Annotated in this window: 13 protein-coding genes and 1 pseudogene; 4 read left to right on the top strand and 10 right to left on the bottom strand. The window is 71.7% G+C overall.

Features of this window, described 5'->3' with window-relative positions; translation table 11 throughout:
* Positions 1-32: 32 nt before the first annotated feature.
* Positions 33-317: a helix-turn-helix transcriptional regulator gene (locus ABZS69_RS23280; protein WP_355375960.1), complete on the bottom strand. Its 285-nt coding sequence runs from the start codon at positions 315-317 to the stop codon at positions 33-35.
* Positions 318-411: 94 nt separating this feature from the next.
* Positions 412-1,782: a pyridoxal-dependent decarboxylase gene (locus ABZS69_RS23275; RefSeq protein WP_355375958.1), complete on the bottom strand. Its 1,371-nt coding sequence runs from the start codon at positions 1,780-1,782 to the stop codon at positions 412-414.
* Positions 1,783-1,868: 86 nt separating this feature from the next.
* Here ABZS69_RS23275 and ABZS69_RS23270 point away from each other — a divergent pair.
* A pseudogene (locus ABZS69_RS23270) lies at positions 1,869-2,642 on the top strand (AraC family transcriptional regulator); the annotation flags it as partial.
* A gap of 37 nt (positions 2,643-2,679) precedes the next feature.
* Here the strand turns inward: ABZS69_RS23270 and ABZS69_RS23265 are convergent.
* Entirely contained in the window at positions 2,680-4,980 is a 2,301-nt protein-coding gene (locus tag ABZS69_RS23265; RefSeq protein WP_355375955.1) for a rhamnogalacturonan lyase, read from the bottom strand.
* 404 nt (positions 4,981-5,384) lie between these two features.
* Positions 5,385-5,711: a hypothetical protein gene (locus ABZS69_RS23260; RefSeq protein WP_355375952.1), complete on the bottom strand. Its 327-nt coding sequence runs from the start codon at positions 5,709-5,711 to the stop codon at positions 5,385-5,387.
* Between the two features lie 158 nt (positions 5,712-5,869).
* Here ABZS69_RS23260 and ABZS69_RS23255 point away from each other — a divergent pair, with 158 nt between their 5' ends.
* Positions 5,870-6,565: a hypothetical protein gene (locus tag ABZS69_RS23255; protein ID WP_355375949.1), complete on the top strand. Its 696-nt coding sequence runs from the start codon at positions 5,870-5,872 to the stop codon at positions 6,563-6,565.
* Positions 6,562-7,449, top strand: a complete 888-nt coding sequence (locus tag ABZS69_RS23250; protein ID WP_355375946.1) for a LysR family transcriptional regulator — start codon at positions 6,562-6,564, stop codon at positions 7,447-7,449. The genes ABZS69_RS23255 and ABZS69_RS23250 overlap by 4 nt, the downstream gene beginning before the upstream one ends.
* 15 nt (positions 7,450-7,464) lie before the next feature.
* Here the strand turns inward: ABZS69_RS23250 and ABZS69_RS23245 are convergent, their stop codons facing one another.
* The 5 genes from ABZS69_RS23245 to ABZS69_RS23225 form a co-directional block, all read right to left on the bottom strand.
* Positions 7,465-8,367, bottom strand: a complete 903-nt coding sequence (locus tag ABZS69_RS23245; RefSeq protein WP_355375943.1) for a dihydrodipicolinate synthase family protein — start codon at positions 8,365-8,367, stop codon at positions 7,465-7,467.
* Between the two features lie 20 nt (positions 8,368-8,387).
* Entirely contained in the window at positions 8,388-9,479 is a 1,092-nt protein-coding gene (locus ABZS69_RS23240) for a winged helix DNA-binding domain-containing protein (protein ID WP_355376398.1), read from the bottom strand.
* A gap of 115 nt (positions 9,480-9,594) precedes the next feature.
* The gene (locus tag ABZS69_RS23235; protein ID WP_355375941.1) at positions 9,595-10,761 is read right to left on the bottom strand and encodes a hypothetical protein; all 1,167 of its coding nucleotides are present in this window, start codon (positions 10,759-10,761) and stop codon (positions 9,595-9,597) included.
* Complete coding sequence (locus ABZS69_RS23230; RefSeq protein ID WP_355375938.1) at positions 10,758-11,099, bottom strand: hypothetical protein; 342 nt, start codon at positions 11,097-11,099, stop codon at positions 10,758-10,760. The genes ABZS69_RS23235 and ABZS69_RS23230 overlap by 4 nt, the downstream gene beginning before the upstream one ends.
* A gap of 39 nt (positions 11,100-11,138) precedes the next feature.
* Complete coding sequence (locus ABZS69_RS23225) at positions 11,139-11,516, bottom strand: YbaB/EbfC family nucleoid-associated protein (protein WP_355375935.1); 378 nt, start codon at positions 11,514-11,516, stop codon at positions 11,139-11,141.
* 209 nt (positions 11,517-11,725) lie between these two features.
* Between ABZS69_RS23225 and ABZS69_RS23220 the strand changes: the two genes are divergently transcribed.
* Positions 11,726-12,184: a LuxR C-terminal-related transcriptional regulator gene (locus ABZS69_RS23220; RefSeq protein WP_355375932.1), complete on the top strand. Its 459-nt coding sequence runs from the start codon at positions 11,726-11,728 to the stop codon at positions 12,182-12,184.
* A 69-nt stretch (positions 12,185-12,253) separates the two neighbouring features.
* Here ABZS69_RS23220 and ABZS69_RS23215 read toward each other — a convergent pair whose 3' ends face one another.
* Positions 12,254-15,859, bottom strand: coding sequence for a LamG-like jellyroll fold domain-containing protein (locus ABZS69_RS23215; RefSeq protein ID WP_355375929.1), 3,606 nt, complete (start codon positions 15,857-15,859; stop codon positions 12,254-12,256).
* Positions 15,860-15,968: the final 109 nt, after the last annotated feature.

Raw genomic sequence — 15,968 nt, 5'->3', positions numbered from 1 at the left:
TCGCCGCACCGGCCGGGTGCCCGTGGGGCCGTTCATCGCCTGGCGCGGCGGACGAGGAGCGCCGCGTCGGTGATACGGGTGCCGGCCAGGGCGACGACGCGCGCGTCCGGGTGGGCGGCTCCGCTCGCGGCCTGGGTCAGGGTCGCCGGCTCCGCCGCGTCCAGGCCGAGCGCCTCGGCGTACAGCCGCAACGACGCGCTCTGCGGCTGCCGCAGCTCGCCTGACTCCCACCGGCGGACGGTCCGGACGCTCAGCCCCACCAGCTCCTCCTGGGTCAGCAGCGCCCGCTCACGCCACGACCGTGACAACGCGCCCAAGGACGGACGGCTCGGCGCTGTCGCGGGCTCCTGGCGGCATGCGTACCTCTTTCCGGTCACCTGCCCCGGATGAGGGTATGCCACACCGCCGGGTCTAGGCCGCCGCCTTCCTGAACGCCTCCAGCGTCAGGGCGATGTCCCGGTCGCTCGTCTGCCAGTTCGACACCGACAGGCGGATGGCCCGGCGCCCCTCGAACGCCGTCCCGCTCATCCACGCCTGCCCGCCTTCCACCACCCGCCGCAGCACCCGTTCGGTCGTGGCGTCGTCCTCGAAGCGGAACAGCACCTGGTTCAGCACCACGTCGTTCAGCACCCGGCAGCCGGGCACGTCCGCCAGCCCCTCGGCGAACGCCCGGGCGTGCGCGCAGCAGCGCTCCACCAGGTCGGCCACGCCCTGGCGCCCCAGCGACCGCAGCGCGGCGTAGACGGCGAACCCGCGGGCCCGCCGCGAGAAGGCCGGCGTCCAGTCCATGGGCTCGCGAGGCCGGCCCGGGCCGCCTTGCACCAGGTAGTCGGCGGTGACGCTCATCGCGGCCCGGTGCGCGTCCGGGTGGGCGCAGTAGGCCAGGCCGGAGTCGTAGGGGACGTTCAGCCACTTGTGGGTGTCGAACGCCCACGAGTCGGCCCGCTCCAGCCCGCCGACCAGGTGGCGCAGGCGCGGGCTGGCCGCCGCCCACAGGCCGAACGCGCCGTCCACGTGCAGCCACGCGCCCGCCCGCGTGGTGAGGCCGGCGACGGCGTCCAGGTCGTCGAAGGCGCCGGTGTTGATCTCGCCGGCCTGCGCGCAGACGATCGCCGGGCCGTCCCCGAGCAGCTCACGCAGTCGGGTCACGTCCATGCGCGTCCGGGAGTCGGACGGCACGACGGTCAGCGACGCCCGCCCGACGCCCAGGAACCGCAGGGCCCGATCCACGCTCACATGCCGCCGCTCACCCACCAGCACCCGTACCGGCGGCGCCCCGGCCAGGCCCAGCTCCTCCACGTCCCAGCCCACCCGCGAGAGCACCTGGTGGCGGGCCGCGGCCAGGCACGTCAGGTGAGCGGTCTGGCAACCGGGCACGAACGCGAACGACGCCTCCCGCGGCAGCCCGAGCAGCTCCGCCAGCCACGCGCCCGCCACCTCCTCGGTCACCGACGCGGCCGGGCCGCACGCGTACAGGGCCGGGCACTGATCCCACACCGAGGTCAGCCAGTCGGCCGCGACCGCCGCCGGCAGCCCGCCGCCGATGACGAACCCGAAATACCGGCCCGACGGGATCGCCACCAGCCCCGGCTCGGCCGCCCGGGCCAGCTCCTCCACGACCTTCACCGCCTCGACGGGCTCCTCGGGCAGCGGCCCGCCGAGCCTGTCACGCAACTCCGCCACCGACGCCGTCTCGCCGACCGGCCGCTCCTCCATCGACCCCAGCCATCCGGTCGCGAGCTCGGCCGTGCGGGCCAGCACCTCGTTCAGTTGTGTGTCCATGCGAGGACCCTAGGCAGCCGGGAAAACACCCGTCTTGTACGGGATTGCTGCCCCCGTAGGGTGGTGTCGTGGCATCCACGTCCCGGATGTGGCGGGCGCACGACCTCGGCGGGCTGGAGCTGTTCAGCGCCAGCCTCACCGAGTTCGCCTTCCACGCGCACGCGCACGAGGAGTACTTCATCGCCCTGACCGAGCACGGCCTGGTCACCCCCACCTACCGCGGCGACCGGCACCTGGTCGGCCCCGGCGAGCTCATCGTGCTCAACCCCGAGGAGGCCCACGCCGGCGGCCCGCCTCCGGAGGTGACCTGGACCTACCGGGCCCTGTACCCGGGGCAGGCGCTCATGCGCGAGATCATGGCGGAGTTCCCCGGACCCGCGATGCCGAGGTTCGGCGGCCGGGCCGTACGCGACGACGAGCTCGCGGCCCTGCTGCGCCGCTACCACCGCCTGTCCGAGCCGTCCGCCTCCACCCCGCTCGAACGCGAGTCGCACCTGGCCCAGGCCCTGGTGCTCCTGGTCTCCCGGCACGCGGCCCCACCACGGGATCCCCGCTCGCCCGGCCGTGAACGCCGGTCCGTCCGCGTCAGCAGGCAATACCTCGACGAACACGCCCAGGAGAACGTCACCCTGCGCGCCTTGGCCGCCCACGCCGGTCTCAGCGCCTTCCACCTGTGCCGGGTCTTCCACGAGAGCGTCGGGATGACGCCGCACGCCTATCAGACCCAGGCACGAGTACGGCACGCCAAGTCGTTGCTCCGCGCGGGCCTGCCCATCCCGCTGGCCGCGACGGAGGCGGGCTTCTACGACCAGGCCCACCTCACCCGCCACTTCAAACGCATCCTCGGTCTGACCCCCGGCCGGTACGTCAAAGACCTGGGCCGGGGGCCGGCCGGCGTCACCGCAGACGGGGCAGGGGGACGCGGGACCAGTCGATGTCCGAGCCGAAGTAGAAGCTCGGGTACGCCGGCTGGTTGTAGCCCGTCTGCTGCCTGGCCACCTCCACCCGGTACTGCGGGTCGTGCATGAGGGTGTAGAGCTTGCGCCCGGTCACCTCGGTGCTGAGGTAGATCCGCAGCGCGCCGCTGTCGGCCGTACGGACCAGCAGCTCCTCCCGCCAGTCGCCGAACACGTCCGCGACCAGCCCGGGGTTGCCCTTCGTCCAGTTGTTGGCCAGCGTGCCCTCGGCGGTCAGCAGCGTGCCGCGCTTCCAGTCGTCGATCGTCGGCGTCTGCAGGACCGTGGTGGCGGTGCCGTTGACGAACTGGGTCGTCATGTCGGCCGCCCAGCGGATGCTCATGTTCGTGCCGGGCGCGGAACGGCCCAGGAAGTCGCCGCGCGCCGACCACAGCCCGGCCTCGATCGCCTGGTTCGGCGGCATCGAGGACCACGTCTCCAGGCCGCGGACCGCCGGGTCGATGTCGCCGACCATGCCGCGGCCGGTGTCGACGCCGCTGTAGCCGCCGTGGATCACCTCGCCGGTGGCCGCGTCGCGCAGCGCCCATCCGTACGGGGCGTACGGGCCGCCCTCGTGCACCGTCCAGATCTCCAGGCCGGGACGATCGGGGTCGAAGTCACCGACGTGCATGGCGTCGCCGTGGCCGAGCCGGACGTTCTGCCCCGGCACGTTGCTCTGCGGCGGCGCCGTCGCGAACGAGGAGTACAGCAGGTCGCCGTCGTCGTCGATGGTCGCCGAGCCGTAGACGATCTCCTGGCGGCCGTCGGCGTCCACGTCGGCCACGCTCATCGAGTGGAAGCCCTGCGTGGTCAGGTCGGCATATTCCGGGTTGCTGCCCGGGACGCCGTGCGGCGCGCCGTTGAACGGGTTGGACATCGGCACGTGGCCGCTGTCGACGTACCAGACCTCCTTCAGCCGCCGGCCGTCCCAGTCGTAGGCCACGAGCGTGGTGCGGGTGTAGTAGCCGCGGGCGAAGATCGCCGAAGGGCGGCGGCCGTCGAGGTAGGCGACCGACGACAGGAACCGGTCCACCCGGTTGCCCGGCTCGATCCTGGCCATCGCGTAGTCGCCCCACAGCAGCCCGTCGTCGCCGCGTCCCGGCTTGTACGAGATCGTCTGCAGCTCCTTGCCCGAGCCGCCGTCGAACACCGTCAGGTATTCGGGACCGGTGATGACGAACCCGGCGAACTCCCGCAGCCGGTTGTTGCCGCTGCGCTTGGGCGCGTAGACGTCGACGAAGTACGTGGCGAGCTCGACGGCGTCCTCATGGGAGAGCGGATAGCTGTGGGCCGGCTCGATGCCGAAGGCCTCCTCCAGGGTCTTGGGCCAGCGCCCGGCGACCACCTCGGGATGCTCCTGCCATTTCGCGAAAGTCTCGACGAGATAGTCGAAATAGTCCGCGGCGCTCTTGCGATAGTCGTCGCGGTGCGAATATCCGGCCTTGACGTCCTGGCGCGGCATGGTGACGTAGTGCTCGGAGACGACCCGGCCGTCCGCCCCGTACCGGATGGCCTTCGTGCCGGGGGCGGTCTTCAGCATCATCTCCGAACGGCCGTCGCCGTCGAAGTCGTAGACCAGGAACTGGGTGTAGTGGGCGCCGGAGCGGATGTTCACGCCCAGGTCGAGCCGCCAGCGCAGGGTGCCGTCGAGCTCGTAGGTGTCGACGTAGGTGTTGCCGGTGTAGCCGCGCTGGGAGACGTCCTTGGAGTTGGAGGGGTCCCATTTGACGACGTACTCGTACTGGCCGTCGCCGTCCACGTCGCCGACGCTCACGTCGTTGGCCGCGTACGTGTACGCCTCCCCGGCCGGGGTGACGCCGTCGGCCGGCTTCTTCAGCGGCAGGTCGTAAAACGATTTAGCCCAAGGCGTGGCCGCGGGGCTGCGGCGGCCCTCCCTGCCCTTGACGATCGGCGCCACGCGGTACTCGGAGCCCGCCGTCGCGCCGCGGTCGAGGTAGTTGGTGCTGTCGGTGACGGTCGCGATGGGGCGGCCGTCCCTGTAGACCTTGAAGTCGGCGCCCGTCATGCCGGTCGCGCCGTGCCCGGTCACCTCGTCGCCGAGCAGGCGCCAGCTCAGGTACACGCCGTCGCCGGTCGTGGCCGCGACCAGCCCGCGGTCGAGGTGCTCGAGCCGGATCCGGCCGTACGGCTCCGCGGCGGCGGGTAACGCCGTCAGCGGCAGGGCGAGGAGCGCGGCCAGGGCGGTGGTGAGGGCGCGGCGGAAGCCGCCGGGGGGTCTCATCTTCTCGGCCTCCGCCGTATTAAATCGATATAAACACGGGGAGGCTATGGGCACTCTGTCAGGTCTGTCAAGGGCGGGGTTTCCTGGGAATCCGCGGCGTGAATCGCCTTTCGCGTGATTGACGGGCGACGCATATGGGCGGGAGGCCGGCCCGACCGGTTCCTGCGGGAAGCCGCCGCCCTCCTGGCGCTTTAACTGATCCTCAACAGTTCCTCAACCACGGCCCCGTACGGTGCGGGCATGGCCAACATCGGTATCGTCGAAATAGTCAGCCAGCTCATCTACCTGGCGGTGCTCTGGGTCGTCATCTACACCGCCGTACGGACGGCCAACCGCCACAGCAAATGACGCCCCGGCCCGGCGCCGGCGGCGCCCGGCCGGGAGTCAGAACAGCGAAACGGCGTTCAGCAGAATTTCGCCTTCCGCACGTCTGACCACAGGTAGGTTTTCGTATAGAAGTTCTTCGTCTTGCCCTTGCCCACATATTCGCAGGGCGGGTCCACCGCGTTGGAGACGTCGACCGTGACCTCTCGGCCGTAGCTGCAGTTGAGCACCTTCGCCCAGATCAGGCCGTAAGGCGTCTCGCCATGATCGACGATGTGCACGCCGTTGCTGCCGTAACAGGGGGCGCAACACGGGTCCGCGGAAGCCGGGGGCGCGATTACCGCCGCTCCTCCCAGAACGAGCGATCCGCCGATCAGTACACTCGCGGCACGTTTCTTCAGTGACATTTGGATCCTTCCGTTTGAGCACAAGCTCTCAGCCCGCTCTGAAATGGCGCTTAAACGGCGTTGAAACAGCAGGTCGGTACGGACATGAGCGATCGCTCATGGCGTGCGCGTGGTCCGGCATTGGCGTTCATGGCCGGGCCCCCGCATAGTGGGGGCCCATGGACAGATCCCTGCGCGTCGCGGTCATCGGCGACCGCGACCCCGCGTTTCCCCCGCACGTGGCCACCGACGACGCGCTGCGCCACGCCGCCGCGTACCTCGGCATCGGGGTGGACGTGCGCTGGCTGGCCACCGAACCGCTCGAATCCGACCTGGCCGAGGTCAAGGCCGCCGACGTGTTGTGGTGCGCGCCCGGCAGCCCGTACCGGAGCCTGCGCGGCGCGCTCGCCGCGCTGAAGCACGGCCGCGAGCACGGCGTGCCCACCCTGGGGACGTGCGGCGGCTGCCAGCACATGATCATCGAGTACGCCCGCCACGTGCTCGGCTACGCGGACGCGCAGCACGCCGAGTACGACCCGTACGCCTCCACCCTGTTCGTGTCGGAGCTGACCTGCTCCCTGGCGGGCAGGACCATGCCCGTCACCCTGGTCCCCGGCTCCCGGGTGGCCGCGCTGTACGGGCGGGCCGAGGTCGAGGAGCAGTACTACTGCAACTTCGGCCTCGACCCTCGCCGGCAGGGGACCCTGCACGACGGCGGCTTCGCGGTCACCGGCGTGGACGGCGACGGCGAGGCCCGGGTGCTGGAGATCCCCGGCCACCCCTACTACGTGGCGACGCTGTTCGTGCCGCAGGCCCGCTCGCGCCCCGGCGCCCCGCACCCCCTGGTCGTGGGCCTGCTGCGGGCGGCGCTGTGACGTTCACCCAGTTGCGGATCCTGCAGGCGGTCGCCCGGACCGGCAACATGACCCGGGCCGCCGAGGAACTGGCCACCACCCAGTCCGCGGTCAGCCACGCGCTGCGCGCCCTGGAGAGCGAGCTCGGGGTCGCGCTGCTGGTGCGGGGCAACCACGGGGTGAGCCTGACGGCGGCCGGGCGGGCCGTGTGCCGCCGCGCCACGCTCATCCTCACCCAGGTGGAAGCGCTGGAGCAGGAGGTGGCCGCGGCCCGGAGGCACGATCGCGGCACCCTGCGCGTCGGGGTCATCCCCAGCGCGAACGTCCGGCTGCTGCCGCCGATCCTGCGGCGGTTCGGGGAGGCCTGTCCGCAGGTGCGGCTGACGGTGATGGAGGGCTCGGACGACGAGGTGCTGGAGTGGCTCGAAACGGGGGCGGCGGACCTCGCGACCGTGTCGGCCGGGGCCGCCGCGATCCCCGCCGGTTCGGTGGCGCGGCCGTTCGCCGCCGACCGCCTGCTGGCCGTCCTGCCCAGCGGCCACGAGCTGGGAGTCCGCGACTCGGTGCCGGTGGCCGAGCTGTCCCGGCACCCGTTCATCATGTCCACGGGCGGCTGCGAGCCGCTGATCACGGCGCTCGCGCGGGCGGCGGGGGCGAGCCTGAAGTGCCACTACCGCGTACGCGACACCAACAGCATCCTGGCCATGGTCGCCGAAGGGCTCGGGGTGAGCATCGTCCCCGAGCTGTCGCTGCCCGCCCACCGCCCGGGCGTGCACGCGATCCCGCTGGACCCGGCCGCCGAGCGCACCATCCTCCTCGCCCTGCCCGCCGACCCCCTCCCCACGGCCACCGCCTTCGCCGAACTGGCCGTCGCCCTCACACCCCGTCCCGGCCTCGTCGGCTGAGCGGGAGGCCCGCTGTCACGGGAACAGCTCGGGCAGGTCGCGACGGGCCGCGGGGCGCAGGGCCGCGGCGTGGGCGGCGTCGACGGAGCGGTAGGGCCAGCGCACCCGGGTGCCGATGTCGGCCCACCCTCCGACGTGCGCCAGGAACTTGTCCAGCGCGGGATTGGCATATCCCTGCCTGGCCAGCGGCTCCACGTGCGCCGCGAAGAATCCGGCGATGCGCCGTTCGACGTCGAGCGCCGCCTCGGGGTCGTCCCTGATGAGCCGCTGCCAGGCCATCGCGCCCCGGGGGCTGAACGCCGCGATGTTGGAGTACGACCCCTTCGCCCCCTGCCGCACCCCGCCGGCGTAGTGATGGCCGGCCACGAACACCGCGAGCTCCGACTCCCCGACCGCCTCCCACGAGGCCACCTTCACCCCGATCAACGCCGGCACCCCGGCGGCGAGCGCGGCGAAGTCGCCGGGCCCGAGGCGGGTCTTGGCGTGCGGCGGGTTGTACAGCACGAGCGGGACCGGATCGGCCGCCTTGGCGACCCGTTCGACGAACCGCAGCACCTCCTCGCGCGACATCGGCACCCAGTCGGGCAGGGTCACCTGGATGGCCGCCGGTTCGAGCCCGCGAGCCAGCCCGACCCGGCGCAGCGTCGTGGCAGCGCTCATGTGACTCGCGCCGATCTGGTACGGCAGGCCGCCGCTGCGCCCCGCGAGCACCTCGTTGACCCGCGCGTATTCCTCGTCGGTGAGCTCGTGGAACTCACCGGCCGTGCCGTGGGCGTAGACGCCGTCGAGGCCGGCCCCGGCCAGCACGTCGATCTCGTCGGCGAGGCGGGCGAAGTCGATCGAGTCGTCTTCTCGCAACGGCAGCAGGACGGTGCCCCACGTGCCGCGGAGCGTATTTCGCCGGAGGGTGGACGGCATCCCAGGAGTCTACCCAGACCTCAGTCGTCGATCCGCACCCCGTGGCCGTCGTGGTCGGACAGGAACGCCGCCAGCTCCCGCCCCTGCTCGGCGACCTCGTCGCGGTCTGCCCGGGACAGGCGGCCCAGCGGGGTGACGACCACCGTGCCGGCCTCGACGGTCCAGGTCGCGGACACCCGGCCGTCGACCAGGACCACGCGGGCGCCGGCGACCGACAAGCCCCGGTGGGCGTCGTCGATGATCCGGCCGCGGTCGTGGTAGCCGAGGATCGCGTTGTCGAAGGCGGGCAGGAACCGGACCGGCGCGGGCGTGTCGGCGTGGGGGCGCGGCGCGTCGGGCAGGTCCAGCAGCTCCCGGCCGCGCTCGTCGCGGAAGGAGACGAGCTCGTGGCGTACGGCGGCCACCGCGCCAGGGAGCCCGGCCAGGCCGCACCAGGCGCGCAGGTCAGCCGAGGCCGCCGGGCCGTAGGCGGCCAGGTAGCGCCGCACCAGCGCCTCGCCGACCGGGTCGGAGCCGTTCGCGGCGGGCGGGTCGATCTCGCGCCCGAGCCAGGAGGACAGCAGCGCGTTGCGTACGCCCGCCTTCGTCCGCCACAACCCGCGCGGCGGCAGCTGCACCATCGGGATGAGGGCGGCGACCAGCGTCTCGCCCAGCACGCGCGGCCCCGTCGCCGGCCAGCGGCCGGCGACCGCCCGCCCGAGCTCGGACATCGTGCGCGGCTCCCCGTCGGCCATCAGCGCCCGGCCCGCCGCCAGCAGCTCGTCGAGGTCCACCCCGTCGAGCTCGCGGCGGTAGACCCCGAGCACCCGCTGTCGCAGCATGGCCTCGTGGCGGGCGCGCCAGGCCAGCGCGTCCTCCGCGGTGAGGAGGTGGACGGTACGGCGCATGAGAATGGTCCGCACCAGGCGCCGCTTGGTCAGCAGGTCCGAGAGCGCCGCCGGGTCGAACGCGCGCAGCCGCGACCAGAGCCCCACGAACGGCTCCTGCGGCTCCTGCGCCTGCAGGCCGCACAGGTGCGCGACGGCGTCCCGCACCGGCATGCCGGCGCGATCGAGCAGCAACTGCCGCGCCAGCGTCGCGCGGTTGAGTGTCCGGGTGTCGAGTACGGTCATCGGTTCAGGCCGTACGGACATGATGTGCTCCTTCGCCGGTCGTCCGCTTCGCTCGCGGACCACTCTGCCAGGAGAAGCGGTCAGGATGTGGCCGCTTCTCCGAGCACTACCGGGGTCAGGGCTTCCAGTCGAGGGGGCCGTCGTTGAACAGTCCTTCGACCTTCCTGTAAGGCCATTCGAGGATCGCCGCCCCCAGACCGTTCTGGTACGTGTACTCGCTCCCGCGTTCGTAGCTGCCCGAGCCGTAGTTGCGGTAGGGGTCGTCGTTGTCCTCGAGGTACCTCTCGCGAGCCGCCTCCTCGTGGCCGAGCTGGCTGCCCATGCGGTACGCCGCCTCGTTGGCCGCCCGTTCCTCCTTCTCGCGGGCGTTGTTCCAGGCGTCGTAGTTGTCCCCCTCCGGTTGCGTGTCCCACCTGTCCTTGGCGATCGTGACCTGGCGGACGAACTCTCCCGCGAGGGCCTCGGGGCTGGCAGTTTCTGATCCGCCGATGCGGATGACGTTGAGCTGCGGGTTGTAGGCGGACCACGCCATGTTGCGGTCGCTCTGATACAGGGTGGTGATGCCGTGTTCCCTGGCGTAGGCGAGCGCCGCCCGGCCCTCGGGGGTCTGCTCCAGCACGCGCTCGGCGTCCCGGCGTGCTTGCGGGTTGTCGTCGAAGGGATCGAGGGCGAGCGCGCCGGCCGTCACGAAGAGCGTCTGCAGCGCCGTGCCGCTCGCGATCAGCAGCGTGCCCGGCCTGGCCAGCAGGAAGTCCAGCAGCGAGTTCAGCAGGGCCTTCGCGGCCCGGATGGGGTGGACCGCGCTGGTGGCGATGTTCTTCTTCACCTGGCCCCGCGCGGCCGCGAGCTCCTTGCGCGTCGCCATCACGCGCAGCCTGCCGAGCAGCGCGCCCAGCCCCGGGTTCAGCGTGAAGGCGCGGATGAGGTTGAGCAGCAAGACGATGAGGGCGATGACGACGAGCCACTTCCAGATGGTCTTGAGCACCACGTGGACGGTCGTCGCGGCGCCCGCTATCAGGCTGGCCAGGGCCCCGTCGTTCATCCGTGGCTCTTCGAAGGTGTAGGAGTCCTCGAAGACGTCGACGTCGGAGCCGACGTTGCCGGCCGCCCGGACGCCGGCGACGGCCGACCCGGCCTGCGACTGGGTGCCCTGGTTGGCGGCGGCGAGATCCATCAGCCCGCCGGCCCCGTCGAGGCGGGTCATCTCGTCGCGGGGCCAGGGGGCCTCGTCCGCGACCAGGCTGTGCACCCACTGGAGCGAGGGGGGCAGTTCCCAGGTCATAGCTTCTCCACGGCGGTGCTCAGGTGGCGGGCGGACTGCACGTTGGCGTGCTCGGCTTTCACGTAGTTCCGCTCGGACAGGCCGACCTTGTCCGCGCGTTCGCGCAGGAGTCTGGCCGTGGCGGCGTAGGCGTCCCGCGCCAGTCCGGGCAGCTCGGCGAACTCGGCGTCGAACTGTTCGCTGAGGTCATCGGGGTCGCCGGTGCTCCCCGCGTTGCGGGCCCGGCCGAGAGAGCCGTGGAGTGCGCGTTCGAGGCCGTCGGCGGCCTCCGACAGCCGGTCGGCCGAGGCCAGCCGGGTGCCGTAGACGACCTGGGTCTCCCTGTTGGTGTCGCTCATCTTCGAACTTTCACCTCGGTGTGCCTGACGTCTCCGAGCTCACGACCTGGGCTGCATCAGCCGATCAAGCCGCGCGGTCAGCTCGTTCGCGACGACGAGGATCTCGTCCATCCGGGCGTGGGCGTCGGACTTGACGTCCTGAAGCAGGGCGGTCAGCTCGGGGGTCTCCTGGTGCAGCGCCTCGGGGATGGCCTGCGTGGCCCGCTCCTGCGCGGCGTCGCGCGCCCGCCCGAACGCGTCCCTGATCGCGGCCGCCAGTTCGCGCGAGGAAAGGCGCATCGCCCTCGGATCGATCTCCAGCCCGACCAGGTCGCTCGTGCCGTCGACCGCCACCTCGACCAGGCCGTTCGCCGCTACCGCCGTCTCCCGCAGGGCGGCGAACTGGTCGAGGAAATCGGGCTGATCCGGGGCTGCCATGCGCATCTCTCCCAATTTTTGACGCTATTTCCGGTCATTTACGGCCAGGGATGATCCAAGCAGAAGCCGCAGAAGGGTCCTGTGGATGATCAAGAAGATTCACGGGCAGTTCACCGTCCGTTTTATCGCGGCTACCCTCCGCGTCGGCGGCGTCCCCTGCCCGGCGGAAGGATCAGGGAGCCGGAAACCTCGGGGAAACCGCGTCATCCTTGACGGAGAACGCCTCGCTCGCGCTCGGGCTCCTGGCCGACCGCAACGCCGACGCGCTGCGGCACCTGGCCCGCGGGCTGCGGGTGGCCCGCGACCACGGGCGCAACCACATGGTGCCGCTGCTGTGGCTGAGCGGCCCGGAAGCGGCGATGCCGCTGATCGAGCCGGCGCGGCGCGGGCAGGCCAAGGAGCTGTTCCTGTCGTGCGGCGCGCCGTGGCTGGCGGCCCAGGTGGGCGTCGAGCAGCGCCGGATGGCGGCCCACCGGCCCGGCGCCGGGGGCTCGTTGTCGGAGCGGGAGCGCGAGATCGCGGAGCTGGTCGCGTACGGCCTGACGAACCGGGAGATCGGCGAGCGCCTGTTCCTCAGCCCCAGGACGGTGGAGACGCACCTGGCCAGCGTGTTCAGGAAGCTCGGGGTGAAGACCCGGGCCGCCTTGGTGCACCGGCTCACCGGGTGACCGGCCGCGGTCACGCCGATCTTCCGGTGTGACCGCGGCAGGGGTCATGCCGAACCCGCTGGCCCCGGGTCAGCCGGCGAGCGGCGTCAGGGCGATCTTGTCCACGATGGGGGCGTACTTCGATCGGAGCAGGATGTCGGGGAAGGTGTCGGAGATGTAGGTGTCGCCGTCGAAGTCCGGCAGCTCCCGCGAGGCGAAGGCGACGGTGTTGGCTCCCTTCCTGAGCTGGACCGGGACGGTCAGCTCCCAGAAGTTGCCGGCGTGGAAGGAGTGGGGGAACCAGGCTCGGTGGGGCCGGGCGCCGTTGACGGAGATGTCGGCGTGGCGGGCCAGCGGGTCGGGGTTGTAGTGGGAGGCGGGGGACTGCTCAGGGTTGGAGTAGCGGAGGGTCATGGCGTAGGCGCCGTCCTCGGGCGCGGTGACGTCGAAGGTGAGGGTGCCGGCGTTGCCGGGGGCGCCGCCGATGTCGGTGACGGCCTTGCCGCCGCCGGCCAGCGGGTAGGCGGCGACCTTGGCGGTGCCGGTGAGGCGGGCGGCTTCGGCCTCGTACCAGGTGGGTTCGAGGGTGCCGGAGGTGTCGGCGACGCGGAGGCGGTCGAGGCGGAGCGTGCCGGACCGGCCGGTGACGGTGATCTTGTTGATGCCGCCGGACAGGAAGACCTTGCGCGTCGCGGAGGCGCTGACGCCGGTCAGGCGCCGGCCGTCGACGTCGAGCCAGGCCCGGCCGCCGCCGAGGGTGTCGATGGCGAGGGTGGATTCGCCGTCGTCGGGGGAGTAGACCCAGAAGGTCGCGGTCTGGTCCTTTCCGATGGCGGCGTGGCCAGAGACCTTCTTGCCCGTGTAGTCGGTGCGCGCGCCCTTGAGGGTGGCGTACTCGGCCTCGTAGATCGTCTCGGCCGCCGCGGGGTTGGCGAGGGAGAGGTCGATCTTGTCGACGAGGGCGTCGCCCTTGGTGGCGCGGGTGCCGTCGAGGCCGCGCGCGGCCAGGGTCAGCACGTGGTCGCCCTTGGTCAGCGCGACCTTCGTGTCGGCGTGGTCCCAGACCACCCACTTGTACCCCAGGGGCAGGTGCAGCTCCTGCTCGGCGCCGCCGTCCACGCGGAGGAAGACGTTGGTGGGACCCTGCTCGCGTACGGCGTCGAAGGTGTTGAGGGAGTTGGCGAAGACCGACAGGTCGTAGGTTCCGTCCTGCGGCACCGAGACCTTGAAGTCGAGCGCCAGGTCGGAGCCGGTGCGCAGGCCGCCGATGTCGTAACCGCCCGAGGTGTAGAACTTGGCGACGTTCGAGGGTGAGCCTTCCGGGCCGTTGCGGTAGTAGGGGGCGCCGGTGTGGGCGGCGTTCTCGGCCTCGTACGTGGCCTGCCACAGCTTGGTCGCCCGCGCGGGCGAGGTGCCGCCGCCTCCCGGGGTGAGGATGATCTGGTACGCCGACGCCTCCTTGAGCTGCGGCAGCGCGTCGCCGAAGGCGAAGGTCACGGAGCCGTCCCGCACCGGCCGGTCGAGCTCGGCGAGGACCTGCGGCTGGGCGGAGTCGCCGAGCTGGCCGGTCCACGGGATCTCCTGGACCAGCGCGTGCACCGTACGGCCGAACAGGGCGGCGTCCACGTCGTCGAACCGGACGTCGACCTTGCCGGGCGCGCCGCCGAACAGCACGCGGGCCTGCGCCTTGGCCTTGTCGAGGGTGGCGACGCCCTGCAGGGTGTAGCTGACGTCGGGGCGCGGCGGGGTGACCTTGACCGTGTCGCCGCTCATGCCGCCGTAGGCGTTGAGCAGCCACCACTGGCCGTTGCCCCGGTTGGCCTGGACCGCGGAGTCGGACAGGTTGCCGTCGATGTTCCAGTACGCGATGTCGGCGTCGACCTTCGACTCCTCGATGGCCGAGGCCCACTGGATCATCTGGCCGGGCACGGAGGTGTGGTAGTTGTAGGCGTACTCGTTGAGGTTGATCGGCAGCCGCCGGTCGCCGAGGATGGCCCGCTCCCACTCACGATACTTCGCCACGTTGGTGCGGATGCGCGCGGGATCGCCGAGCTCGTGCCAGGTGACGACGTCGGGGACGGTCTTCGCCGCGGCCGTGTGCCGCAGGAAGCCCTCCACCTGGGAATACAGCACGCTCGTGTTGGGCCCGGCGATGCGGGCGCGCGGCATCCTGCCCTTGATCAGGGCGTGGACCTCGTCCCACGCCTTGAAGTAGTACTGCGGGTCGGCGAGCCAGCTGATCCGGTTGTAGCTCCACTCGCCGGTGCCGAACATGTTGCCTTCGGGCTCGTTGAACGGCACGAAGACGATGTTGTCCTGATATTTCGGGTCGAGCTTCAGGACCTGGTCGACCTGCTTGGCGATCTTGGCCTTGAAGTCGTCCAGCCTGGCCTCGGGGGTGTCGCCGGGCCACTGGTAGGGGAAGCCGCGGTAGATGTCGGTCATGTAGATGTACACGTCGCCGTCCGTGGCGTCGGCCAGGGGCTTGACGACTTCGAGGGCGTCGGCGCCCGGGTGCTGGGGGCCGTCCTGCGCCTTGGTGGACACCGTTCGCAGATTGATGCCTTCGAGGAGGTTGCCGGTCGGGACGCCCTCGCCGTACACGCCGTACAACGTGCCGGAGGCGCCGCCGTGGAAGGGGCCGGTCTCGGAGCCGAGGTCGACGGCCAGCTCGTTCGCGGTGACGCGGACGGTGGCCTGGACCGGGGTGCCGTGCGCGGTGCCCTGGACGGTGAACCGGCCGATCCTGGCGTACCGGTCCGGATCGACGGCGTCCCAGGTGATCGGGACGCTGCGGCGGATGCCGTCGGAGAACTGCGCGTCGGCGGTCTTCGGCAGGTCCGGGGCGACCTCCCTGAACGTGGTCACCTCGAAGGAGGTCCGCTCGACCTTCGTCAGGGTGGCCAGGTGGTCCCCGGCCAGGCCGGCGACCTGCTCGGCGGTCATGGCGGCGTCGTACACGCGGAAGTCGTCCAGGGCGCCGGCCAGGAACGGGTGCCCGCTCCAGAAGGGCTTGCCGAGGAAGCCGGAGGTGGTGTTGCCGTCGGCGTGCATGACCGCGGCCAGGTCGATCTGGGCGGCGGCGCTGCCGACGGCGGCGCCGTTGACGTAGTAGGTGATGGTTCTTCCGTCGACGGTGGTGACGAGGTTGACCCACTGGCCGGTCGGCAGCTTCTGCGCGCCGGGCACGCCCACCTCGCCGGTGCCGTTGACCGGCTTGATGGACGAGCGGGTGGTCGCGTCGCCGGCGTAGGAGGGGGTGACGAAGGTGGCGGTGGCGGCGTCCCTGCCGAGGTTGTAGACCCACTGGAAGTCGGGGCCACCCGCCCACTTCAGCCAGGTCGAGATGGTCATGGCGCGGCGGTCGCGGAACAGGCCGTTCGGGATGGTCACGTACGGGGCGGTGGCCGAGCCGGCCGCGCCGCCGGGCAGGGACAGCGCCTGCGTGCCGTCGGCGCCGGGGACGGCGGTCGCCGAGCCGGGGTTGGCCAGGGTGCCGTCGAGGTGGGAGGAGGTGCGGTCGGCGACGGCGCCGCCGGACAGATCCCCTTCGAAGTCGTAGTGCAGGATCAGGTTCGGGGCCGCCGCGCCGAGCGCGGGTAGGGCGTTCAGCGGGATCGCGGTCAGCGCGAGCGTGGCGATGAGGACGGCGTGCGACACGAGTCCGCGTGCCCGCCGGGACAGGGGTTCAGCCATGCGCCTTTCCCGTTCGGGGAGTGCTTGAGGGATGGGTCGAATCGATTCGACGCGACCATAAGCGTCTCCCGGCGTGGCGGTCAAGGCCCGCAGAGGGCGCCCGGCTCGG

The organism is Nonomuraea sp. NPDC005650 (assembly GCF_040605375.1).
GTDB lineage: Bacteria > Actinomycetota > Actinomycetes > Streptosporangiales > Streptosporangiaceae > Nonomuraea.
The sequence above is the reverse complement of the archived record's forward strand: the minus strand, read 5'-3'. Positions and strand labels throughout refer to the sequence as shown.